This is a genomic window from Novosphingobium sp. BL-A-28-Hi1-0D (assembly GCF_055521755.1).
The window spans coordinates 3,548,470-3,571,808 of the sequence record NZ_CM145502.1 but is presented as its reverse complement, the minus strand read 5'-3'; the positions used below and the strand labels follow the sequence as shown (position 1 = coordinate 3,571,808).

Sequence of the window (23,339 nt, the reverse complement as noted above, 5' to 3'; positions counted from 1 at the left end):
CGCATCAGGGGATAGTGCAATGTCGTCCGGGGTGCTGAACGGCCGTGTGCTGAACGGATTGTCGGTTGACGTGGAAGACTGGTTCCAGGTCGGCGCGTTCGAAACCGTGATCGACCGGGGAGACTGGGACGGGCTGACCTGTCGCGTCGAGCGCAACTGCCAGCAGATCCTTGCCCTGTTCGACGAGGCGGGCGTCAAGGGCACGTTCTTTACGCTGGGCTGGATTGCCGAACGTTACCCCGCGATGATGCGCCGGATTGCCGCTGCAGGCCACGAAATCGCCAGCCATGGCTGGGATCACGCCCGCGTGTTCGCGCTGGGGCGCGAGGCTTTTGCCGCGGACATCGAACGTGCGCGCAAGGTGCTGGAAGACGTGACCGGCCAGCGCGTCAACGGCTACCGCGCGCCGAGCTTCTCCATTGATGCCCGCACTCCTTGGGCGCACGAAGTGCTGGCAGAGCAGGGCTATGTCTATTCCTCATCGGTCGCCCCAATCGTCCACGATCATTACGGCTGGCGCGAAGCGCCGCGCTTTGCCTTTCGCCCGGTTTCGGGTGCAGACCTGATCGAGATCCCGGTGACCACCGCCGAAGTTGCGGGCCGGCGCATGGCGGCGGGCGGGGGCGGTTTCTTCCGGCTGCTGCCCTATGCCATCTCGCGCTGGGCGATCCGGCAGGTGAACGAGCGCGATTGTCGTCCGGCGGTGTTCTACTTCCACCCGTGGGAAATCGATCCCGACCAGCCGCGCCCACCGGTCGCCCCGCTCAAGTCACGGCTGCGGCACTATACCAACCTCGATGTCATGGCCGCCAAACTGGCGCGTCTGGTGCGCGAATTCCGCTGGGGCCGCATGGACGAGGTTGCCGTCATCGAAGCGGCGCGCACGCCCTTGCGCAAGGCTGCATGAACGCTCCGTTCTTCCCGTCCAGCGCCGTCGCACGCGTGGCCGATCCGGGGGACCGGACGGCGATAGCGCGCTTTCTGGCTGACCATCCCGATACCACCGCCTTCCATCGCAGCGAATGGCTCGATGCCGTCGAACGCTCGACCGGGCACCGCACCCACGTTCTCCTGTCAGAGCAGGACGGTGCCATCCGTGGTGTCCTGCCGCTGAATGAGGTTCATTCCCCGCTGTTCGGCCGCGCGCTTGTCTCCACCGGTTTCGGCGTGGGCGGCGGCGTGGTGGGTGAGGGCGATGCTGTGCTGTTTTCAGCCGCGCAGGAACTGGCCGTGCGTCTCAACTGCCCGACGCTCGAACTGCGCGGCGGGCCCTTGCCGCAAGGCGAGGGCTGGCATGTGAAGACCGATAGCCACGCAGGCTTCGTCATCGCTCTCGCAGCCGATGACGAAGCGCAACTGCTCGCCATCCCCCGCAAGCAGCGCGCCGAAGTGCGGCGTGGTTTGGGCCATGGCATGGAAGTGCGGACCGGGCGCAGCGCCCAAGACCGCGCGATGCACTATGCCGTCTATGCCGAATCCGTCCGCAATCTTGGCACCCCGGTATTCCCGCAACGCCTGTTCGATGCAGTGATGGATGCGTTCGGAGAGGATACCGACATCCTGACCGTGCTCCACGAAGGTGAGCCGCTCGCCTCGGTGCTGAGCCTCTACCATCGCGGCGCAGTCATGCCTTACTGGGGCGGCGGCACCCATGCCGCGCGGACCATGCGCGCAAACGATGTGATGTACTACGCGCTGATGAACCATGCGCGCGGGCGCGGGTGTGATCGCTTCGACTTCGGCCGTTCGAAGGTCGATACCGGCGCCTACCAATTCAAGCGCAACTGGGGCTTCACGCCCGAACCGCTTGCCTATGCGACATGGACCGCAGACGGGCAGGCCCCGCGCGACGTCAACCCGCTGAGCCCGCGCTACAAGGCCAAGATCGCGCTGTGGCAGAAACTGCCGCTCGGCCTCGCCAACCGCATCGGCCCGTTCATCGCCAACGGCCTTGCATGAGCGAAGTCCTGTTCCTCGCCCACCGCATCCCGTTCCCGCCCGATCGCGGCGACAAGATCCGCTCGTGCCACGTCCTGCGCCACATCGCGAAGCTGGCCACGGTCCACGTCGCCTGCTTTGCCGATGACGAAGGCGACATGGGCCATGAGCCGGACCTTGCTGCCGTTGCCGCCAGCCATTGCCTCGTACCCCGCACCCGCTCGCTCAAGCTGGCAGGCGTCGAGGCTCTTGCCAGTGCCAAACCCGTCAGCCTCACCGCCTTTGCCGACAAGCGCATCGCCGCCTACGTCGCGCAAGTTCTGGCTGAGCGCCCAGTAAGCGCGATCTACGTGTTCTCCGGCCAGATGGCGCAATACATCCCCGCGGACTTTCCGGGGCGCGTGGTGATGGACTTCGTCGACGTCGATTCGGCCAAGTTCGAAGCCTACGCCGCCGCCGCGCGCTTCCCCGTCAGCCGCCTTTACGCCCGCGAAGCACGCCTGCTCTCGCGCTTTGAAAGTGACATTGCCCGCCGCGCCCATGCGAGCCTACTCGTCACGCCCGAGGAAGCCGCACTCTTCCGCCAGCGCCTGACCCCCGGTGCAGAGCCGCGCGTGCTCGCGGTCGGCAACGGCATCGACACCGATTTCTTCGATCCCGAAGGGATGCCGCCCGCGCCGGAAATGGCAAGCGAGGGGCCGCAGCTGACCTTCACCGGCCAGATGGATTACCCGCCCAACGTGGCTGCCGTGGAAATGTTCGCCCGCGAAGTCATGCCGCAGATCCGCGCCACCTTTCCGCAGGCCCGCTTCAACGTCGTCGGCCGCGCCCCCACGCTCGCCGTCCGCACGCTCGAAGGCATGCATGGCACGCGCGTCACCGGCGCAGTGATCGACGTGCGTCCATGGCTGGCCGGAGCCGACCTCGTCGTCGCGCCACTGACCATCGCGCGCGGCGTGCAGAACAAGGTGCTCGAGGCCATGGCCATGGCCCGCCCGGTCCTCGCCACACCCGAGGCCGCCACAGGCATCCCCGCGCGTGAGGGCCAGGAGCTGGTCGTCGCCAGCGGAGCTGATGCTCTCGCCAGAACGGCGCTCAGCCTGCTCCACGACAAGGTCCGCGCCGCCACCATCGGCCAATCGGCCCGCGCCTTCGTGCTCGAAAAGTGTGGCTGGGCCGGAGTTCTCGCCCCCCTTGCTGACCTGCTCGGTCTGACCGGCCCAGAGTCCCCCCGTGTCGCCGCCTGACTTCGCGCTCAAGGCCCCGCTCGGCCGCGCCTTTGCCGCGCTGCCCGCGTCATGGCGTCGTGCGCTTGCTCTGCTGGCGCTGGCGTGGACCGGCAACGTCGTGCTCTTCGCCTCCGACTGGCAGGCGATGTTCCTGCAGTGGTGGGACAGCTCGACCTACAACCACGTCCTGCTCATCCCTTTCATCCTCGGCTGGCTGATCTCGCTGCGCTGGCGCGAAGTCGTGCGGATCGAACCGCAGGCGTGGTGGCCCGGCCTGATCCCCTTTGCTGGAGCCGCGTTTCTCTGGCTGCTCGGCACTTTCGCCGGACTCTCGCTCGCGACCCAGCTCGGCGTTGTGCTGATGGCGCAGGCGAGCGTGCTGGTCCTGCTCGGCCCCCGCGCCTGCGCCGCTCTGCTTTTCCCCATCGCCTACATGCTGTTCCTCGTCCCCGCAGGCGACGAGCTGATCCCCGCGCTCCAGACCATCACCGCGAAGATCTCGATGGCCATGCTCGACCTGAGCAACGTGCCCGCGCACATCGAAGGCGTGTTCATCACCACCCCCGGCGGCTATTTCGAGGTGGCCGAGGCGTGCTCCGGCGTGAAGTTCCTGATCGCGATGATCGCCTACGGAGCGCTCGTCGCCAACGTCTGCTTCGCCTCATGGAGCCGCCGCGCCGCCTTCATGGCGCTAAGCATCGCCATGCCGATCCTTGCCAATGGCGTGCGCGCATGGGGCACGATCTTCATTGCCGAGCATCGCGGCATCGAATTCGCCGCCGGGTTCGACCACATCTTCTACGGCTGGATATTCTTCGCGCTGGTCATGGCACTCGTCATGGGGCTGGCCTGGCGCTTCTTCGACCGCGCGATCGATGACCGCATGATCGATGCCGAAGCCCTGAACCGCAACGCCTTGCTGGCGAGGCTCTCAGCGTTTTCCATGGGGCAGGGCAGGGCTTTGGCCGCGCTCACAGCCCTCGCTCTCGTCTTCACCGGCTGGAGCGCATGGGCAGGCCGCCTTGAAGCCCCCGTGCCCGCACGAATAGCGTTCCCCACCGTTCCCGGCTGGACCCAGGTCGATTACACCCCGCAAGCCGCATGGAAACCGCTCCACACCGGCGCCGCCCATGTCCTGCTCGGCCGCTTCCGCGATGATGCGGGACACATCGTCGACGTCTCCTACGCGCTCTACGCCACGCAGGATGATGGCCGCGAGGCTGGCGGCTTCGGCCAGGGTGCAATCCCGCTCGGCAGCGGCTGGGCATGGGAAAGCTCGCCCGCCCCGCTGGCGCAAGGCCACGCCGACCGCATCCAGACCGTAGGCCCCGTCCACCGCTTGGCCGAGACCTTCTACCGCTCCGGCCCGCTGTTCACCGGCAGCAACACCCGCCTCAAGCTCGAGAACATCCTCGACCGCCTGCTGCTGCGCGAGCGCACCACCGCCACGCTGATCCTCTCTGCCGAAGATGCCATTCCCGGCCAGCCTCCGGCAGAAGCCTCCCTGCGCGCCTTCCTCAAGGCAACCGGACCCGTGGAGGCGTGGATGGACCGCGCCGCCACAGGCCGCTAGGCTTCCTTCGCATGTGCGGAATCGCCGGAATCATCCATACCGAAGGCCTGAAGCCGGTCGACCCTGACCGGGTCCGCCGCATGTGCGATGCCATTGCGCATCGCGGGCCGGACGGGGAGGGCGTGTGGACCGCACCCGGCGTGGGCCTCGGCCACCGCCGCCTGTCGATCATCGACCTTGCCGGATCGCCCCAGCCGATGATCGCGGCAGAAGGCGACGCGGTGATCGTGTTCAACGGCGAAATCTACAATTTCAGGGACTTGCGCGAGGAACTTCAGGCGCTGGGCGCCACCTTCCGCACCGATGGCGATACCGAGGTGATCCTGCAGGCGTGGCGGCACTGGGGCCTCGATTGCCTGCCCCGCCTCCACGGCATGTTCGCCTTCGCGCTCCACGACTTGCGCCAGCGCACCACCCTGCTGGTCCGCGACCGCTTCGGCGTGAAGCCGCTGTTCACCGCGCGCCTTGCCGATGGTGCGGTGATCTTCGGCTCGGAACTCAAGGCGCTGCTGGCGCATCCGTCGCTCAGGCGCGAGATCGATCCGCTGGCGGTGGAGGACTACCTCGCCTGGGGATACGTCCCCGATCACCGCTCGATCCTCAAGGGCGTAGAGAAGCTGCCCGCCGGACACTATCAGCTCCTGCGCCCCGATGCCCCGCCACCCGCGCCGGTACAGTGGTGGGACATTTCCTTTGCCGACCGCGAGAAGGGCAAGGCGGACGACCTCGGCGCACACCTTCTCCACCACATGCGCGAAGCCGTCACCTCGCGCATGCTCGCCGACGTCCCTTTGGGCGCATTCCTGTCGGGCGGAGTCGACAGCTCCAGCGTCGTCGCGCTCATGGCCGAAGCAAGCACGACCCCGGTCAAGACCTGCTCGATCGGCTTCGATGTCGCCGCGCTCGACGAAACAGCTTACGCCGACCGCATCGCCGCGCAGTTCCATACCCAGCACTGGAAACGCACGGTCTCGCCCGAGGACTTCTCGCTGGTCGACAGGCTGGCGGGAATGTTCGACGAACCTTTTGCCGACGCTTCCGCGCTTCCCACCTTCCGCGTCTGCGAACTGGCGCGCGAGCATGTGACCGTGGCGCTGTCCGGTGATGGCGCGGACGAGGCTTTTGCCGGTTACCGCCGCCAGACTTTCCAGCACCGCGAGGAACATGCCCGCGCACTTCTGCCTTCTGCTCTGCGCAAGCCGCTGTTCGGCGCGCTTGGCCAGCTCTGGCCCAAGGCGGACTGGGCACCACGCCCCTTGCGCGCCAAGACCACGCTGCTCAGCCTCGCCGGCAATGGCGAAGAAGGCTATGCTCGCGCCCTCGCCGTCACCTCGGCCGATTTGCGCGACACGCTCTACAGCCCCGATTTCAAGCGTTTGCGCGGCGGTTATCGCGCCGAACAGCCACTGGTCGATCTTATGCGCAAGGCGCCCGCGCGCTCAGGCCTCGATCGCGCCCAGTATGCCGATCTCAAGTTCTACATGCCCGGTGACATCCTGACCAAGGTGGACCGCACCAGCATGGCCGTGAGCCTAGAAGCGCGCGAACCGCTGCTCGATCACCGCCTCGTCGAATTCGGCGCGCGCCTGCCCGAGGGGCTGCGGGTCAAGGGATCTACGGGCAAGTGGCTGGTCAAGGAAACCATGCGCCGCTACCTGCCCGCAGACGTGCTGTTCCGCCCCAAGATGGGCTTTGTGACGCCCATCGCGCAGTGGTTGCGCGGGCCACTTGCCGAAGAAGCGCGCGGCCTTGCAGCAAGTGGCGCGCTCGCCCGCACCGGCTGGTTCGACAGCGCGCGGATCGACATGTTGGCCGAGGCCCACATTTCCGGTCGCGCAGACCATAGTCGTCTGATCTGGCAACTGCTGATGTTGCGGAAATCCTTGGATCGGCTTGGTTGATACGGGATTAAGTTTGTCCGCTCGGTAAGATGATCTTCACCAATCCGGACTAATCCAGCGTTGAAACAATGCCGCTGGAACCATGCTGAAGAAACTGCGCTCACCGCTGTATCTCGCGCTGCTTATCCCGGCGTTGCTGGCGCTTACCGATTTTCTGACGCCGATCGATCACGGTTACTGGAACGTTCGGTACAAGCTGAACCAGCATCCAGCTGACAGTTCCATCGTCGTCATCGAACTCGACGGCAACACCGAACACTCTGATGATCCGACTGTCTCCGCCTCGCGTCTGGCCAGCGTGCTCGAACGTGTCCGGCGGCAGATGCCCTATCGCGTGTACGTCGATGCGCCGGTGAAGTACGGCGCCGATGCGGCAGGCGACCGGAAACTTGTCGACGCGGTTCGGGCATTCGGCACAGGCGTGTCTCTCGTGGTGCGCAGCACGAACGTCGGCAGCCTGGAGCGCGGTGATTCGTTCAAGGATCTCAAGCTTCCCCCACCGGCGCTGGCAGTCGAAGCACCGGTCGTCGTATCGGCGTGGAATGCGAACTTTCTCGATTACGCCGTATTCTCGCCATACGTGGTCGAGGTAAAAGGCAAACGGTACCCAACTTTTGCCGCTTCGCTTGCCGGTGTCGGCTCTGGCATCCAGGACACGTTCCAACCCGATTTTCTGGTTGCACCTGATTCGGTTCCCCGAGTGCGCGAAGCGTCGCTGGCCAGCGGCAACTATGTGCCCGGACTTCTGACGGGGCGAACCGTAATTGTCACGCAGGCCGACAACGCTCCGCCCATTGGTTACTTTGGCAGCGGGCGGGTCCATCCGCTGGCGGTTGATATCGCGGGCGCTTCGGGCCTGGCCAAGCCCATGTCGTTCTGGTTTGGCCAACTCCCGCTTCTGATTCTTGTGTGGCTGCTCATGCGCGCCGGTTCGCGCAATGCGATGAAGCGGAAAAAGCTTTTCCTTCACGGCAGCGCCATTCTGTCGGCAATTCTTGTTCCGACGCTGCTCCAGATCGTCGGTATCAAGCTCGACGTTGGCGCAGCTCTCGCAGCGATCTGCGTCTATGGCGGTGGGCGCATCTGGCAACTGCGCGTTCGGCGAGTTCAGCACACCAGTGCCTCTGGCCTGCCAAACCTTCTGGCGCTCAGCGAGAAGCCCTTTGAGGTCGGCCGGGACGTGATCGTCGCCGTCATTGCGAGATACGAGGAAATTCTGGCGACCTTGCCCAAGGATCTTCACGGGGAATGCGCCCGTCAGATCGCGCGGCGTCTCTCCGTCGGATCGGGCATCGAGACGATCTACAACGGTGAGGGCGGCCACTTCGCCTGGACGGAAGAGGCGCGTCCGCTGGAGATGCAGCTGAACCACCTCGAAGGTTTGCGGGCCCTGTTTTCTGCACCATTGCAGATCGGCACCTACACTTTCGATACGAACATCCACTTCGGGCTGGATCGCAACGAAGGTCTCGATGCCCAGACCCGCGTCAATTCCGCTGTTGCCAGCGCGAACGATGCAATGAACAGCGGGCGTTCTGTCGAGCTTTTCGAAGCGGAGCGGCTTGCCGAAGCTTCATGGGAACTCTCTCTCCATGCGCGAATCGACGAAGGTCTTCGCAACGGAGAAATCTGGCTCGCATACCAGAGCCAGTGGGACATGCGCGAAGGCGTGCCATGCGGTGCAGAGGCGCTCATTCGCTGGAATCACCCCACCCGCGGCCCGATTGCGCCTGACGCCTTCATCCTGCAGGCCGAGCGTGCAGGGCGCATTGATGCGCTGACGTATTGGGTGTTCGAGGAAGCGATAACCGCTGCGCTCGCGCTGAATGGGCCGCTGCGGCGCTTCCAGATGAGCGTCAATCTCTCGGCACAAATGGTCGACAAGCCTTCGCTGGTCTCCACGCTTGTCGAAATCGTGCGGCGCCGAAACATCGATCCACGCTTGCTGACGGTCGAAGTTACCGAAACATCTAGCGTGCGCAACCGGCCGGCAGCGGTGCAAAACCTCTCGCAACTGCGCGCGATGGGCTTCAGGCTTTCGATCGATGACTTCGGCACAGGCGAGGCGAGCCTTGCCTATCTCGCCGACTTGCCGAGCGACGAATTGAAGCTGGATCGTCGCTTCGTTTCGCGCCTGCTGACTCACGAGCGTGAAAGCCACATCATACGTTCGACGATCGAATTGGCGCACGCTCTCGGGCAGACCGTGGTGGCCGAAGGAATCGAAGACGAAGCGACCTATCGTGCACTTGCCAGAATGGGTTGCGACGTTGGGCAGGGGTATTTTCTAGGTCGCCCACAGAGCTTTGCCGAGTTTAATCAGAGCCTTCTCAAAACGGGACGTCGCCAGATCGGAGTCGTTTAGAAGTTGTTAACCATATCCGATGCTGTTAACCATGAGCTTCCTAATGTGGATGGAGGCTCACATGTCGGCTTTGAACGCAATCATCGAAATCCTGCGCTGGATCTTCCAGTAAGGGCAACTTTCTGAGTTTTCTTTGAAAATTCAGTGTTTTGCAAGGTTACTGCGCTGCCGCTTCGAATGCGGCAGCGTAAAACCTTTGCCTCGGTCAATAAGGCCCCAAGTGATTCGTGGTTAACAGACTGAGCGCTGTCATGTGGAGCTTTTGGCTCCAGTTTGCACGATTCAGTCTTCGCCGTGGCCCAATGCCAGATAGTCCTGGCTCTGCATTTCCATTAAGCGGCTGACGGTGCGGTCAAACATGAACCGCCCTTCCTCATCACCCTTACCGCTCCAGTCATAAAGCTCGGCAGGCTCCGCGTCGGCGGTGGCGATGAGCTTGACCTTGTGCTCGTAGAGCGCGTCGATCAACGTGATGAACCGCGCGGTCTCGTTGCGCAGGTCTGCGCCGAGGCGCGGGATCGCGACGATGATCACGGTGTGGTAATGGCGCGCGATCGCAAGGTAATCCGCCGCGCCGCGTGCTTCGCTGCATAGGCGCTTGAAGCTGAACACGCCCACGCCCTTGAGGCTCTTGGGCACGTGGAGCAGGCGCCCGCCGCCGACGTCGAGCTCGCAGGCAGGCACGTGCTCGCTGTCTTCGGGCGGATAGTCGGTGAGACGGAAGAAGGCCTCGCGGACCTTCGCGGTCGATTCGGGCCCCACTGGCACGTGCCAGGTGCCCACGCCCTTCATGCGCTCCAGCCGGTAGTCGGTCGGGCCGTTGAGTGTGAGGACGTCGAGCCGCCCTTCGATCAGGGCAATGAACGGCAGGAAGTGTTCGCGGTTGAGGCCGTTCTTGTAGAGGTCTTGCGGCGCTCGGTTTGATGTTGTGACCACGGTGACGCCGCCATCGACCATCAGGGCGGTGAACAGGCGGCTCATGATCATCGCGTCGGCGCTGTTGTTGACGACCATCTCGTCGAAGCACAACACCCGCGTCTCGGCGGCGATGGCGGCGGCGACAGGCGGGATCGGGTCGCCGCTTTCCTTCTTCCGCTCCTCCCGCAGGCGGGCGTGAACGTCGAGCATGAATTCGTGGAAGTGCGCGCGGCGTTTGGCCGGGACGAACAGGTTGTCGTGGAACAGGTCCATCAGCATTGATTTGCCGCGCCCGACGCCGCCCCACATGTAGACGCCGCGCGGGGGGGCAGGGGGCTTGGCGCCGAACAGCTTGCCGAACAGACCCGGCGCAGGTGGCGGGGTTTCCAGTTCCTGCTGCAGCGCATCGAGCCGGGCAGCCGCGGCGGCCTGTTCGGGATCGGGCAGCAACTCGCCTGCTGAAACAAGCTCGTGGTAGCGCTGGAGGACCGAGGTCATCGCCCCGACAAATTCTTCAGGGTGGGCTTGCGGATCGTGCCGTTGAATGCGGCGATGGTGTCGCTGCCCTGTTCGACGAGACCGCGCAGGAAGACGAGGCGGCCGGTTTCGCGCAGCACTTCGACCACGGCGTCGAGCGGTTCGCCCACGCGGCCCGCGCCGATGAACTGGGTGGACAGGTCGAGCGTGACCGAGCCTGCCGCGTCACCCTGGAGCAGGGTGCGCATCCCGGCGAACAGGGCGATGTCGATCAGGGCCAGCGTGACGCCGCCGTGGACCGCTTCGAGCAAGTTCGAGTGGCGGCGTTCGGGGAACATGCGCAGCCGGGATACGCGCACGCCATCGGCGCGCTCCTCGATCCGGGTGAGCATCCGTCCCATCGTCTGGGCGTTGAACCGGGTCTCGTCGGTCAGGTTCCAGGTGAACCAGCCGGGGTGATCCTCGGCCGGTTCGTAACGGAAAGCTTGCGCACTCACCGGCTTAGACGAGGCGCTCGGCCTGCATCTTCTTGATTTCGGCGATGGCGCGGGCGGGCGAGAGACCCTTGGGGCAGACGTTCGCGCAGTTCATGATGGTGTGGCAGCGATAGAGGCGGAAGGGATCTTCCAGCTCGTCAAGCCGTTCGCCGGTCATCTCGTCGCGGCTGTCGGCCAGCCAGCGGTAGGCCTGGAGCAGGATGGCCGGGCCAAGGAACTTGTCGGAGTTCCACCAGTAGCTCGGGCACGAGGTGCTGCAGCAGGCGCACAGGATGCACTCGTACAGACCGTCGAGCTTTTCGCGCTGTTCAGGGCTCTGCAGGCGCTCCTTGCCCGACGGCGTGGGGCTGACGGTTTGCAGCCAGGGACGGATCGAGGCGTACTGCGCGTAGAAGTGGGTGAAATCGGGGACAAGGTCCTTGATCACTTCCATGTGCGGGAGCGGCGTGATGCGGATTTCGCCGTCGAGATCCTCGATCGCGGTGGTGCAGGCCAGGCCATTGCGGCCGTTCATGTTCATCGCGCACGAACCGCAGATGCCTTCGCGGCAGGAGCGGCGGAAGGTGAGGGTGGGGTCCTGCTCACCCTTCATCTTGATCAGCGCATCGAGCACCATCGGGCCGCACTGTTCGAGGTCGATGTCGAACGTGTCGTAGCGCGGGTTTTCACCCGAATCCGGATCGTAACGATAGACCTTGAACTTGCGGACCTTGCCGTTGGTGGCTGCCGCGTGGTGGCGGGCCTTGCCGGTGATCTTGGAGTTCTTCGGGAGCGAGAAGGTCGCCATCGTTCTGTCCTGTCCTTCGCACGTGCTTTGCGGCTTGATGAGTCGTCCTTAGCGATTGCAGCGCCGGGGGCAAGAGGGTGGTTCCTGCCCAAAGGTTGAGGTGCGCCTCTTTGTCAGCCGTTCGCGTATGTGAAAGGGGTTTACGGGGTTTACACAGTCCAGAGAAACCCTGGCGGGACTTTTTGGGGGCGGAATTCGGGATTTTGTACCTGTTTTGTTCACATATGAGAAAAGTGAGCGCCCCTCCGTCAGCCTCTTTGCGGCTGCCACCACCCCGTCTGCGCTTTGCGAAAACAGGGAGGATATGGCGTTGTGGTGGTTGGCTTGCATCAGCATGGCCGCACCATGCCATTTTACCTTCGTGTAGGACAGCGACGAATAAGGTGGTTCGTGCACTTGATCCCGTCGGCAATCTCTCTAGCCTGAAGCGACGCAATTCGTGGGGGACTTGTGCGAATACTTTCGACGGCGATGGCAGTGCTGCTCCTGTCTGCCGGAAATCTGAGCGCGCAATCTGTCCCATCCAGTCAGGCAGACGGGAAGACCGGGGCGTCCACACCTGCTGCCGTCACCGTTCAAGCACCTCTGCCGGCATCGGCCTATGCGCAATTGCCGTTTGTCGAGGGTGCACGCCTTTCGCCCGACGGACTATGGATTGCGGGGCAGTTTGCCGTGAACGGCAGCCAGCGGATCGTGGTGATTTCGCCGTTCGATTCCAGTTCTCTCAATCAGGCCGGACTGCCCGACGATGTCGAGGTCAGTTCGATGCAGTGGGTCGGCAACGACAACCTGCTGATCCGGATCCGGGCGATCCGGCCATTCGATGGCGGGGACAGGGCATATATCTCACGCGTCGTCTCGCTCAACCGCCAGACCGACAAGTACACAAAGCTGATGTGGGAACTCGGTGGGCAGAATGCCTCGGACGTCCTGTGGGTGCCCACCGACGGTTCGACCAGGATACTGTTGGGCGGGCAGAACTCGATCTACATGGGCGATGACTTCTGGCCGGCGGTCTATTCGGTCGATGTTACCAACGGCCGCCACACGACCGAAGCGAGCCCGCGGGCCGAAGTGCTGGACTGGATCGCCGATACGTCAGGCGTCGTGCGCGCCGCCATTTCCAATGACCGGGCAAAGGGCACGCGGACCCTGCTTTATCGCGGGAAAAAGGGAACCGCGTTCGATCGCAGGGATCGCCGCGCATTTGACGATCTCGAAGTGCCGGTGCTGATCCGTGCCAATGAGAACAAGATGCTTGTCCTGCGCCCGGGCACGGATGGCCGTGACGCGCTCGTCGAGATCGACGGCGACAGCGGCGCAGTCCTGCAGACGCTCTACCAGGCCGAGCCGGGCGTGGACATCGAGGGCGTGCGCTACGACGATTCGGGCAACGAGGTTCTGGGAGTCTATCTCGGCGGCAATGCGCCAGAACCGCTTCACTGGCTCGACCCTGCGCTCGACGAGTTGCAGAAAGCTTTCGAAAAAAGCCTGAAGGGTAGGCGCGCTCGGATCGTGTCCCTTTCTGCCAATCGTCAGCGCATGCTGGTGCGCGTGGACAAGCCCGACGAGGCGGGGCGGCTCTATTACTTCGATACCGCGGACGGGAATCTTCACCTTTTTGCCAATCTCAACAGCGCGACGAATGGCACCCGCGCGGGCAAGATGGAAAAAGTCCGCTACAAGGCGCGTGACGGGCTTGAGATCGAAGCGATCATGACCACTCCCCCCGGACGCGAGGCGAAGAACCTGCCCGTGGTGATCCTGCCGCATGGCGGACCCTGGGCACATGACACCATGGACTGGGACTACTGGGCCCAGTTCATCGCCAGCCGCGGATATCTGGTGATCCAGCCAAATTTCCGTGGGTCGACCGGCTATGGCGAAGCGTTCCTCAAGAAGGGCGAGGGTCAGCTTGGCCTTGCCATGCAGGACGACGTGAATGACGCGCTGGCCTGGGCCGCGAAGCAGGGGCTCGCCGATGCAAGCCGCGCCTGCGTGGTAGGGGCGAGCTATGGCGGCTACGTGGCGATGTGGGGCGCGGCACGCGATCCGGACATGTGGAGGTGTTCGATCTCGATCGCAGGCGTTGCAAACTTGCGCCGTGAAGTGAACGACTTCGGAGACCTGCTCTTCGGCAAGCGTTACCGCGAACAATGGGAGAAGATGACCCCGGATTTCCCGGCCGTATCACCGATGAACCATATCGATGCGATCAAGGTGCCGATGCTGTTGATCCACGGCAAGAAGGACCTGACCGTGGATCACGCGCAATCGCAGAGCATGTTCAACAAGATGAAGGCGGCGGGCAAGAACGTCGAGTTCGTATCGCTGCCCAAGGCGGATCACTACTTCACCCGCGAGCCGGACCGGCTGGCGCTGCTGTCGGCCATCGAGGCGTTTCTGGCCAAGCACAATCCGGTGGATTGAATGGCCCCTCCGTCAGCGCTTCGCGCTGCCACCTCCCCATTTGCACTTTGTGAAAATGGGAGGCGTATGTTGTGCCGTTTTCGTGGCTGCTCTGCTTGATCCTCCCTGTTTTTGCGGAGCACAAACGGGGAGGTGGCAATCGCGCCAGCGATTGACGGAGGGCTCCTTGCCTAGGCAGAAGCAGGAGCGGAATGTTGCTCTGGCGCGCAAGTTGCGCTCGGGCATGTCTCTGCCGGAAGTGATGCTGTGGCAGAGGCTGCGTCAGTCTGATGAGGCGAAGTTTCGTCGGCAGCATCCGCTTGGGTGTTATGTGCTCGACCTCTATTGTGCTTCTGCCCGCTTGTGCATTGAGGTTGACGGAATCTCGCATGACATGGGCACGCGGCCGTTGCGTGATCTGGAGCGGGATGCCTGGCTGGCGGGGCAGGGCGTGCGGGTGGTGCGGGTTCCGGCGGCCGAGGTGCTGCAGGATGTTGACGGGATTGCCGAGGCGGTTTTGCGGCTTTGTCGTTGTTCTTGAAAATGGCCCCTCCGTCAGCGCTTCGCGCTGCCACCTCCCCATTTGCACTGCGTGAAAATGGGGAGGAGCACGGGGCAGGGGACTGTGTTGTGCCGTTTTCGTGGCTGTTCTGCTTGATCCTCCCTGTTTTTGCGGAGCACAAATGGGGAGGTGGCAATCGCGTCAGCGATTGACGGAGGGGCGTCAGCGGGTTTTTACCGCAGCGCCCCATTCCATCCAGGCCGCCCATTTTGGCATGCCGTCCATGTATTGGTGACCGGGATGTTCCAGTTGGAATCCGGCTTGCAGGACGGGTGCGGTTACGGTGCGTGAAAGGTGGCAGCCGCCCATCAGGGGTTTCCAGACCGGCTCTATCCGCCGCTGGCACTTTGCGACATTCGCGTCAGGGCTGAGGCCATGCTCAAGGAAGAGGAGCGTGCCGCCGGGCTTGAGGATGCGGCGCAGTTCGGAAAGGACCTGTTGCGGATCGTCGACGGAACAGAGCGTGTAAGTGCAGACGGCGGTGTCGAAGCTCTCGTCCTCGAACGGGATGTCTTCGCCCACGCCTTCGCGGATGTCGGCCTGCCAGCCCTTTTTTGCAGCGGCCTCGCGGGCGTAATCGAGCAATTTGCCTGAAGGGTCGATCCCGGCAAACCCGGTGACGCGGGCGCTATCGTAGAACTGTTGGTTGAGGCCGCCGCCGCAGCCGATCTCGAACACGCGGCCCTGCGCGCGGGGCACGACACCGGCGCGCAGTTCCATGATCCCCGGCGATCCGCAAGCGCACTTTATCACGCGCGGCACTACATGCGCGTCCCATACCGCCTTCAGTCCCATCGTCTTCCCCCATTTTCTGAACGAAGATTGCCGATTTCAGTAAGGCGATGCAATCGTTGTGAGGGGCCGTTTCACTTGCGTGCGGGGCAGCCTTCCCGGGCGAGGCCCATGGCCCAGAGGATGCCCTGATCGAGCAGTTTCACGCTTTCGGGCTGGCTGTAGTTCTCGGGCCGGTGGCCGATGGCGGTGTAGAAGCTGCGGCCCTTTGCGAGGCAGCGGGTCCAGGCGATGGGATGGTCGCCCATGGCAAGCTTGCGACCGAAGCCTTCGCCGGGCTTGTAGGTGCTTTCATCCAGCGTTGCGAGCACGCGGACGCCGGGGCCGCGTGGGCTGCGGTCGAAGGAGTACCATTCTTCGGTCATGCGCCAGTCTGCCGGGAGGCCCTGCGCGGCGGGGTGGGCCTTGTCCTCGACGACGACGCGGGCTTCCTGGAATTGCGGGGTCATCGGGTGGCCGATGAAGCGGGCGCCGATCAGGCTATCGGCGTACCAGTCCCAGAAAAACTGCGGATCGCCGCCAGACCCATGGATGCCGGCAAAGCCCCCGCCGCGCTCGATCCATGTGCGGAAGGCGGCGCGCTGCGGAATGGTCAGGGCATCGCCGCTGACGTTGTTCCAGACGACGGCCTTGAAGCGCGCGAGGTCGGCTGCGTTGAACACGCCGCCCTTGTCGGTGAAGACGATGCCCCAGCCGTGGCGCGCGGCGATCTGGCGCAGGGCGGTTTCGGCGGCGTTGACCGAGGGGCTGTCGCGGAAGCCGGTGATCTTGCCGAAGACGAGGACGGATTCGCGCGGCAGATTGGCGGGGAGGGCGGGGCGGTCGTTGTCGTAAATGCGGCAGCGGGCGGCGACGTCGGCAGGCTTGAGCCTGACCTTGGCGAGACCTTTGTCGAGCTTTGCCACGAATGCCGGATCGCCCTTGCCGAGCATGGTCATGACCGAGCGCGGGGTGACGATGCGGTCAAAACCGGGGGGCAGGGCATTGCCGCCAAAGGGCTTCATCATCTTGTCCGCAAGACCGGGAGAAGCGGCTTCGACGACGGCGCGGGCGGCGGGAACGACGAGCACGTCGGCCAGCGGGGACTGGGTCGAGAGGGTCTGGCGGCCGAGCGGGCAATCCATCACGCCAGCGGCCTGAGCGCCGCCGCTCCAAAGTGCCAGCGCGGCTGCAGCCGTCATCATGATTCTCTTTCCCATCCCGCGCTCCATTCTTCGTGTTTGCGCTACCTTGGCGAGGCTGACAGCGATGGTCAATCGCCTGCGCTGGCACGCTCGCGCGAATGACGTATTGTCCCGCGCTTGTGAAAGTTCACGAAGGATGACTGATGGCCGGGGGACAAGTGGAAGCAGGGGAGAACAGGCTCGAGGCGGCGCTGCACGCGCGGCACGTGGCGATGATCGCGATTGGCGGGATCATCGGGGCGGGGCTGTTCGTCGGCTCGTCGACCTCGATCGCGCAGATCGGACCGGCAGTGGTGGTGAGCTACGGGCTCGCGGGACTTGTCATCCTCATGATCATGCGGATGCTGAGCGAGATGGCGATGCTCCATCCGGGGGCAGGATCGTTCACCGAGCATGTGCGGATCGGACTGGGGCCGCTGGCGGGGTTCGTCGCGGGGTGGCTCTACTGGTACTTCTGGGTGATCGTGGTTGCCATTGAAGCCATTGCCGGAGCGGTGATCCTGGCGCTGTGGCTGCCTTTCGAGGTGTGGCAGATTGGCTGCGTGCTGCTGGCGCTTATGACGGTGGTGAACCTGTTTTCGGCGCGGTCTTATGGCGAGTTCGAGTTCTGGCTTTCGACCGCGAAAGTGGCGGCGATCCTTGGGTTCATCGTGATTGCGGGACTTTGGGCGTTTGGCGTGACCTCGCCTGCGGGCAATACTTTTGCCAACCTGACCGCGCACGGCGGCTTTGCGCCAAAGGGCTGGGGCGCGGTGATCGGTGGGGTGACCAGCGTGATCTTCGCGCTGTGCGGAGCGGAGATCGCGACGGTGGCAGCGGCGGAATCGCATGCACCGGCCAAGGTGATCGCGCGGATGACCGGCTCGGTCGCGCTGCGCATCCTGCTGTTCTACGTGCTCTCGCTGATCCTGATCGTGGCGGTGCAGCCGTGGAACACGGTGGTGCCGGGGCAGAGCCCGTTTGCGAGCTCGCTGGCGCTGATGGGCATTCCCGGGGCTGCGACGATCATGAACGCGGTGGTGCTGGTGGCGGTGCTGTCGTGCCTCAATTCGGGGCTATACGTGACCTCGCGCGCGCTGTTTGGCCTTGCGCGGCATGGCGATGCTCCGCAGGCGCTGATCCGGTTGAACAAGCGCAAGGTGCCGGCGCGGGCGACGATCATTGCCAGTCTGTTCGGCTATGGCGCGATGGCGGCTTCGGTGCTTTCGCCCGAGGGGGTGTTCAGCTTTCTGGTGAGCGCTTCGGGCGCGCTGATGCTGGTGATCTACCTGATGGTCTGCCTCGCGCAGGTGCGGATGCGCAAGATTACCGAGGCGACGGCGCCCGAGACTCTGCACCTGAGGATGTGGCTTTTCCCGTGGCTGTCCTACGCGACGATTGGCGCGATCGGGGTGGTGCTGGTGGCGATGGCGCTGGTGCCCGAGTTGCGCCCGCAGTTTCTCGCCAGCGCGGTGACGGTGGGGATTGCCGCTGCCGCATGGTTTCTCTTCCGCCGACAAAGGACCTGACCGCCGATGAAAACCGCCCGCCTGCTCGCCCTCGCTCTTGCCGCTCTGCCGCTTCCTGCCTTTGCCGAGCAGGCCGACCTGCTGTTGGTGAACGGCAAGGTGCTGACGGTCGACAAGGACTTCTCGGTCCGCTCGACAGTGGCGGTGAAGGACGGGAAGATCGCGGCGGTGGGCGGGCCGGAAGTGGCAAAGGCGTGGAAGGCTGCGCGCACGGTGGACCTGAAGGGGCGCACGCTGATGCCGGGGTTCATCGATGCGCACCTTCACCTTATCAGCGTGTCGCCGCGTTCGGTGGAGCCTGCCAAGGCGCGCTCGATTGTCGAGATCGGCGCGATGGTTTCGGCCAAGGCCAAGGCGCTGGGGGCTGGCGAGTGGGTTATCGGATCGGGCTGGGACGAGGCGCTGCTGGCCGAGAAGCGCAATCCCACGCGGGCCGATCTTGATGCCATGGCGCCCGACAATCCGGTGGTGCTTGTCCGCGCGGGCGCGCACAGTGCGGTTGCCAATTCGCTGGCGCTCAAGCTTGCAGGGATCGACCGGAATACGCCTGACCCTGACGGAGGGTTGATCGAACATGGCCCGGATGGCGAGCCCAATGGCATCGTGCGCGAGCGCACGGACCTGATCCTCAAGCTGGTTCCGCCGAGCACGCCTGCGCAGATGCGGCCGAGCTATGTGAAGTCGCTGAAAGACCTGTTGGCGCTGGGTATCACCAGCTTCATGGAGGCGTGGACGACCATCGACGACGAGCCGGTCGAGCAGGGTGGCGTGCCCGGTGGCGGTGGCAATGGCGTGCGGGCGCATACCTTCAAGCAGTTGCGGGCGATCTATGCCGAGGAGGGCGAAAGCCTGCCGCGCGCGACGCTCTACATCATGTATCCCGGTGCCGAGCGGCTGAAGAAGTTTCCTTATCACACGGGGTATGGTGACGACCGGCTGAAGCTCGGCCCCATCGGGGAAAGCGCCTATGATGGAGGCTTTACCGGGCCGACGGCGCGCACGTCAAAGGATTACAAGGGCCAGCCGGGTTTTCGCGGCACGACGTTCATGAGCGAAAGTGCGCTGCACGAGATGGTGGCGACGTCGGCCTCGCTCGGCTGGCAGCTGGGCATCCATGCCATCGGGGACGAGGCGATCAACACCGTCGCCTTGGCCTATCACGACGTGCTGGCGACGCGGCCGAAGAGCGATCATCGCTGGTTCCTCTCGCACTTTACCATGCTGCCGACCGAGCAGACGATGAAGACGATGGCGGCGGACGGCGTGTGGACGACGGCGCAGCCGAACTTCACCTACAATCTCGAAGGCCGCTACCTGCAGGTGCTCGACGGGGAGCGGCTGGACCGGATCAATCCGGTGGCAACGCCGATCTCCTATGGCGTGAACGTTGTGATGAGCAGCGACAACCTGCCGATCGGGCCGATGGTGGGGCTCTATGCTGCCGTGACGCGCAAGGGGCTGACCGGGCACCAGTTCGCTTTGCAGGAAGCGATCACGCGCGAGGAGGCGATCCGGCTCTACACCGCCAAGGCGGCGGCGCTGGCATGGGATGAGGGCAAGAAGGGCAGCATCGAGCCGGGCAAGTTTGCCGACATGATCGTGCTGGACAGTGATCCTTTGAGCGTGCCGGCGGAGCAATTGCTGACGACGAAAGTGGATATGACGTTTGTGGGGGGCAAGCTGGTCTGGAACCGGACGGGGGAGTAGATTTTCCCCTCCGTCATTCGCTGAAGCGAATGCCACCTCCCCATTTGTGCTTTGCAAAAATGGGGAGGATCGCACGAAATCTGGCCCATTTGCGCTTTGCAAAAATGGGGAGGATCGCACGAAATCTGGCCCATTTGCGCTTTGCAAAAAATGGGGAGGATCATGTTCCGGGAAACGGAAAAGGCCCCGCCATTGCTGGCGGGGCCTTTCTGTTTCCAGACTTGCGGTGCCTCAGGCGCCGAAGGTGCGCTGCCACCAGCCGCGGCGTGGCGAGGATGCTTCGCCTTCCTCGGCACTTGCGGAAGCTTCGTCGGCGACCGGTGCTTCGGCGGTGACCGCTTCGGCAGGAGCTGCGTCGGAGGCGACGGCGTCGGCCTTTTTGCGGCGGGTGCGCTTGGGCTTTTCGGCCGGGGCTTCAGCTGCCGCTTCTGCTTCAGGAGCAGGTGCCTCGGCAGCAGGCGCCTCTGCCTCTGCTTCTGCTTCCGGAGCGGCCTCGACCTTCTTCTTGCGCGTGCGCTTGGGCTTTTCCCCGACCGGGGCAGGGGCCTCCTCGGCTACTGCTTCGACAGCGGGAGCTTCTGCGGCGGGAGCGGCTTCCTCGGCAACCGGTGCTTCGGCGGCAGGAGCGGCCTTCTTGCGACGGGTGCGCTTGGGCTTTTCTGTGACCGGAGCTTCCTCAGGCGCGGGTGCGGCTTCGGCTTCCACCAGAGCGGGCGCTTCGGCGGCCACGGGTTCAGCCGGAGCATCATCGCCATCGCTGTCCTCGACGCCGCCTTCGGCCTGATCCGAACCCGCTTCGCCGTTCTCACGGCCACCGCGCCTACGACGACCACGACGGCGACGCTTGCGGGGACCACGGTCCGTACCGTCGTCGTTCTCGTCGGTGCGGGCAGCTTCGTTGCCTTCAGCCTCGTTGCCTTCGCCGTCAGCTTCACCATCGGCGGCTTCGGCTTCATTGCCTTCGCCTTCGCTGATCTCGCTGCCGTCCTCGTTGCGATCGCGGTTGCGGCCCCGGCGGCGCTTGCGGCGCTTGCGACGGCCATCGCTGCCGCGCTCTTCGGATTCACGCTGGCCGGAACGTTCGCCACCTTCATCGGCATCGCGATTGCGGCCGCGACGGGGCTGTTCCTCGACTTCTTCTTCTTCGTCGAAGTCCTCCTCGACGATATCGTCCTCTTCAGGCTCGATGATCGGTTCGAAGCGGGGGACGAATTCAGGCTTGGGCCCGCGCGAGGCGACGCGCATCTTCGCGCCTTCGTTCTCGCCTTCGGGGATCACTTCGACAGTGACGCCGTAGCGCTCCTCGATCTCGGCCAGATCGCTGCGCTTGGCGTTCAGGACGTAGATCGCGGCTTCCTGCGACGCATAGAGCGTGACGACGTTGCCCTTGCCCTTGGCAGCTTCGTCTTCGATCAGGCGCAGCGCGGACAGGCCAGCCGACGAGGCGGTGCGGACGAGGCCGGTGCCATCGCAGTGCGGGCAGCCGCGCGTGGTCGCTTCGAGCACGCCGGTGCGCAGACGCTGGCGGCTCATTTCCATCAGGCCGAAGCCCGAGATGCGACCGACCTGGATGCGGGCGCGGTCGTTTTTGAGCGCGTCCTTCATCGCCTTTTCGACCTTACGGACGTTCGATCCGTATTCCATGTCGATGAAGTCGATGACCACGAGGCCCGCCATGTCGCGCAGCCGGAGCTGGCGGGCGATTTCGCGGGCGGCTTCGAGGTTGGTGGCGACCGCAGTCTGCTCGATGCCGTGTTCCTTGGTGGAACGGCCCGAGTTGATGTCGATCGAGACGAGCGCCTCGGTCGGGTTGATGACGAGGTAGCCACCGCTCTTCAGCTGGACGACCGGATCGTACATCGCGGTGAGCTGGTCTTCGGCGCCATAGCGCTGGAATAGCGGCACCGGATCGACATAGGCCTTCACGCGCTTGGCGTGGCTGGGCATCAGGAGCTTCATGAAGTCCTTGGCCGCACGGTAGCCATGCTCGCCCTCGACGACGACTTCCTCGATCTCGCGGTTGTAGATGTCGCGGATCGCGCGCTTGATCAGGTCGGAGTCCGAGTGGATCAGCGCGGGCGCGACCGACTTCATCGTGCGTTCGCGAATCTCGTCCCACAGGCGGGCGAGGTAATCGAAGTCGCGCTTGATCTCGGGCTTGGTGCGCTGGAGGCCTGCGGTGCGGACGATGCAGGACATCGAGCGCGGCAGTTCCATCTCGGTGATGATCGTCTTCAACCGCTTGCGGTCAGCCGAGGAGCTGATCTTGCGGCTGATGCCGCCGCCATGGCTGCTGTTCGGCATGAGCACGCAGTAGCGGCCTGCGAGGCTGAGGTAGGTGGTGAGGGCAGCGCCCTTGTTGCCACGCTCTTCCTTGACGACCTGGACGAGCAGCACCTGGCGGCGCTGGATCACGTCCTGGATCTTGTAGCGGCGGCGCAGCGCCATGCGCTTGGCGCGCAGTTCGTCGGCTTCCTTGCCCTGCGAACGGCCACCCTGACGGCGACGGCCCTGATTGCGGCCGCGACGGCGGTTGTTGTCGCCCTCTTCGCCTTCCTCTTCCGAGGTTTCGGTGGACTCGTCGCCTTCTTCGCCTTCGTGATCGAAGCCGTTTTCGACGACGCCGCCTTCGATGGTGGCGACCTGATCCTTTTCGGACGTGTCGACTTCGGTCACGCCCTCATCGGAGTCGTAGCCTTCGTTATCGCCGTAGTCTTCGTCGTCACCATCCTCGGCGGCGCGCAGAGCGGCCTCTTCCTCGGCGTGAGCGGCTTCTTCCGCCAGCAGGGCCTCGCGGTCCTCCTTGGGGATCTGGTAGTAATCGGGATGGATTTCGCTGAAGGCGAGGAACCCGTGACGGTTGCCGCCGAAATCGACGAACGCCGCCTGAAGCGAGGGTTCTACACGTGTTACCTTGGCGAGGTAGATATTGCCCTTGATCTGCTTATGATCGGCAGATTCAAAGTCGAACTCTTCAATCCGATTGCCCTTCAGCACCGCCACCCGGGTTTCTTCCTGGTGGCGCGCATCGATTAGCATGCGCGTGGTCATTACAAATTCTCCAGCCGCGCCGCCGCTGGGTTTCCACTTGGGTCAACCATGCGTTTCTGGCGCGGATCGTTTGGGATGCACGAAGGCCCTGCGCACGGATTGCTCCGTTGCGGTGGCCATTCGCGAATGCGGGTTTGCCGGATCGGAGCGTTGCGGCGCGCAGCATATCGGCTGCCTTGCCCTGTCGCTCGCCGCCCGGCGGCGGTTGGTTTGCGTCTGCTGTGAGGACAACTCGCGGCGAAATGCGCGTGCCGCCAACCGTCCAAGCCGCGACCGCCCCGGTGGGGCAGACAGGCAGGAACGAAACGCGGCTCATCATCACGGCATCAACCTTGTGGCATGGAGAGGGGGCGTTCGAGCCTGTTTCTCTCCACGTAGGCGGGATCTTCGCCAGCGGCCTGTCCCTCGCCCACCGCGGCGCAAATGTGCGCTTTCCGGCGG

Annotated in this window: 16 protein-coding genes; 10 read left to right on the top strand and 6 right to left on the bottom strand. The window is 64.2% G+C overall.

Annotated features, from left to right (window positions below; genetic code table 11):
* Nucleotides 1–19: 19 nt before the first annotated feature.
* The 6 genes from ACZ1JW_RS17240 (at nucleotide 20) to ACZ1JW_RS17215 (ending at nucleotide 9,006) form a co-directional block, all read left to right on the top strand.
* The gene (locus ACZ1JW_RS17240) at nucleotides 20–907 is read left to right on the top strand and encodes an XrtA system polysaccharide deacetylase (protein ID WP_465141460.1); all 888 of its coding nucleotides are present in this window, start codon (nucleotides 20–22) and stop codon (nucleotides 905–907) included.
* A complete protein-coding gene (locus tag ACZ1JW_RS17235; RefSeq protein WP_465141459.1) occupies nucleotides 904–1,959 on the top strand; it encodes a FemAB family XrtA/PEP-CTERM system-associated protein in 1,056 nt (351 codons plus the stop codon). Before ACZ1JW_RS17240 ends, ACZ1JW_RS17235 begins: the two co-directional genes overlap by 4 nt.
* Nucleotides 1,956–3,185: a TIGR03087 family PEP-CTERM/XrtA system glycosyltransferase gene (locus tag ACZ1JW_RS17230; protein WP_465141458.1), complete on the top strand. Its 1,230-nt coding sequence runs from the start codon at nucleotides 1,956–1,958 to the stop codon at nucleotides 3,183–3,185. Before ACZ1JW_RS17235 ends, ACZ1JW_RS17230 begins: the two co-directional genes overlap by 4 nt.
* Entirely contained in the window at nucleotides 3,172–4,740 is a 1,569-nt protein-coding gene (gene xrtA / locus ACZ1JW_RS17225) for an exosortase A (RefSeq protein ID WP_465141457.1), read from the top strand. Before ACZ1JW_RS17230 ends, xrtA begins: the two co-directional genes overlap by 14 nt.
* Nucleotides 4,741–4,751: 11 nt before the next feature.
* On the top strand, nucleotides 4,752–6,641 hold the full coding sequence (locus ACZ1JW_RS17220) for an XrtA/PEP-CTERM system amidotransferase (RefSeq protein ID WP_465141456.1): 1,890 nt from the start codon (nucleotides 4,752–4,754) through the stop codon (nucleotides 6,639–6,641).
* 82 nt (nucleotides 6,642–6,723) lie between these two features.
* Nucleotides 6,724–9,006, top strand: a complete 2,283-nt coding sequence (locus ACZ1JW_RS17215) for an EAL domain-containing protein (RefSeq protein WP_465141455.1) — start codon at nucleotides 6,724–6,726, stop codon at nucleotides 9,004–9,006.
* Nucleotides 9,007–9,288: 282 nt separating this feature from the next.
* Here ACZ1JW_RS17215 and zapE read toward each other — a convergent pair whose 3' ends face one another.
* Genes zapE through ACZ1JW_RS17200 form a run of 3 tightly spaced genes read right to left on the bottom strand, consistent with a single transcriptional unit; the run spans nucleotide 9,289 to nucleotide 11,685 of the window.
* Complete coding sequence (gene zapE, locus ACZ1JW_RS17210) at nucleotides 9,289–10,422, bottom strand: cell division protein ZapE (protein WP_465141454.1); 1,134 nt, start codon at nucleotides 10,420–10,422, stop codon at nucleotides 9,289–9,291.
* Complete coding sequence (locus ACZ1JW_RS17205) at nucleotides 10,419–10,898, bottom strand: PaaI family thioesterase (protein ID WP_465125532.1); 480 nt, start codon at nucleotides 10,896–10,898, stop codon at nucleotides 10,419–10,421. The genes zapE and ACZ1JW_RS17205 overlap by 4 nt, the downstream gene beginning before the upstream one ends.
* Before the next feature lie 4 nt (nucleotides 10,899–10,902).
* The gene (locus ACZ1JW_RS17200) at nucleotides 10,903–11,685 is read right to left on the bottom strand and encodes a succinate dehydrogenase iron-sulfur subunit (protein ID WP_465141453.1); all 783 of its coding nucleotides are present in this window, start codon (nucleotides 11,683–11,685) and stop codon (nucleotides 10,903–10,905) included.
* A gap of 471 nt (nucleotides 11,686–12,156) precedes the next feature.
* Between ACZ1JW_RS17200 and ACZ1JW_RS17195 the strand changes: the two genes are divergently transcribed.
* Together ACZ1JW_RS17195 and ACZ1JW_RS17190 are read left to right on the top strand one after the other, a co-directional pair.
* Nucleotides 12,157–14,115 carry an alpha/beta hydrolase family protein gene (locus ACZ1JW_RS17195; protein WP_465141452.1) on the top strand — a complete coding sequence of 653 codons (1,959 nt, stop codon included), beginning with the start codon at nucleotides 12,157–12,159 and terminating at the stop codon, nucleotides 14,113–14,115.
* Nucleotides 14,116–14,197: 82 nt separating this feature from the next.
* The gene (locus ACZ1JW_RS17190) at nucleotides 14,198–14,635 is read left to right on the top strand and encodes an endonuclease domain-containing protein (protein WP_465141451.1); all 438 of its coding nucleotides are present in this window, start codon (nucleotides 14,198–14,200) and stop codon (nucleotides 14,633–14,635) included.
* 183 nt (nucleotides 14,636–14,818) lie between these two features.
* Here the strand turns inward: ACZ1JW_RS17190 and ACZ1JW_RS17185 are convergent, their stop codons facing one another.
* Together ACZ1JW_RS17185 and ACZ1JW_RS17180 are read right to left on the bottom strand one after the other, a co-directional pair.
* Nucleotides 14,819–15,376, bottom strand: a complete 558-nt coding sequence (locus tag ACZ1JW_RS17185) for a class I SAM-dependent methyltransferase (protein ID WP_465141450.1) — start codon at nucleotides 15,374–15,376, stop codon at nucleotides 14,819–14,821.
* A 146-nt stretch (nucleotides 15,377–15,522) separates the two neighbouring features.
* Nucleotides 15,523–16,647, bottom strand: coding sequence for a ThuA domain-containing protein (locus ACZ1JW_RS17180; RefSeq protein WP_465141449.1), 1,125 nt, complete (start codon nucleotides 16,645–16,647; stop codon nucleotides 15,523–15,525).
* 128 nt (nucleotides 16,648–16,775) lie between these two features.
* Between ACZ1JW_RS17180 and ACZ1JW_RS17175 the strand changes: the two genes are divergently transcribed.
* A complete protein-coding gene (locus ACZ1JW_RS17175; protein ID WP_465141448.1) occupies nucleotides 16,776–18,140 on the top strand; it encodes an amino acid permease in 1,365 nt (454 codons plus the stop codon).
* 6 nt (nucleotides 18,141–18,146) lie between these two features.
* Complete coding sequence (locus tag ACZ1JW_RS17170; RefSeq protein ID WP_465141447.1) at nucleotides 18,147–19,847, top strand: amidohydrolase; 1,701 nt, start codon at nucleotides 18,147–18,149, stop codon at nucleotides 19,845–19,847.
* Nucleotides 19,848–20,078: 231 nt separating this feature from the next.
* Here the strand turns inward: ACZ1JW_RS17170 and ACZ1JW_RS17165 are convergent, their stop codons facing one another.
* The gene (locus ACZ1JW_RS17165) at nucleotides 20,079–22,898 is read right to left on the bottom strand and encodes an Rne/Rng family ribonuclease (RefSeq protein ID WP_465141446.1); all 2,820 of its coding nucleotides are present in this window, start codon (nucleotides 22,896–22,898) and stop codon (nucleotides 20,079–20,081) included.
* Nucleotides 22,899–23,339 lie beyond the last annotated feature (441 nt).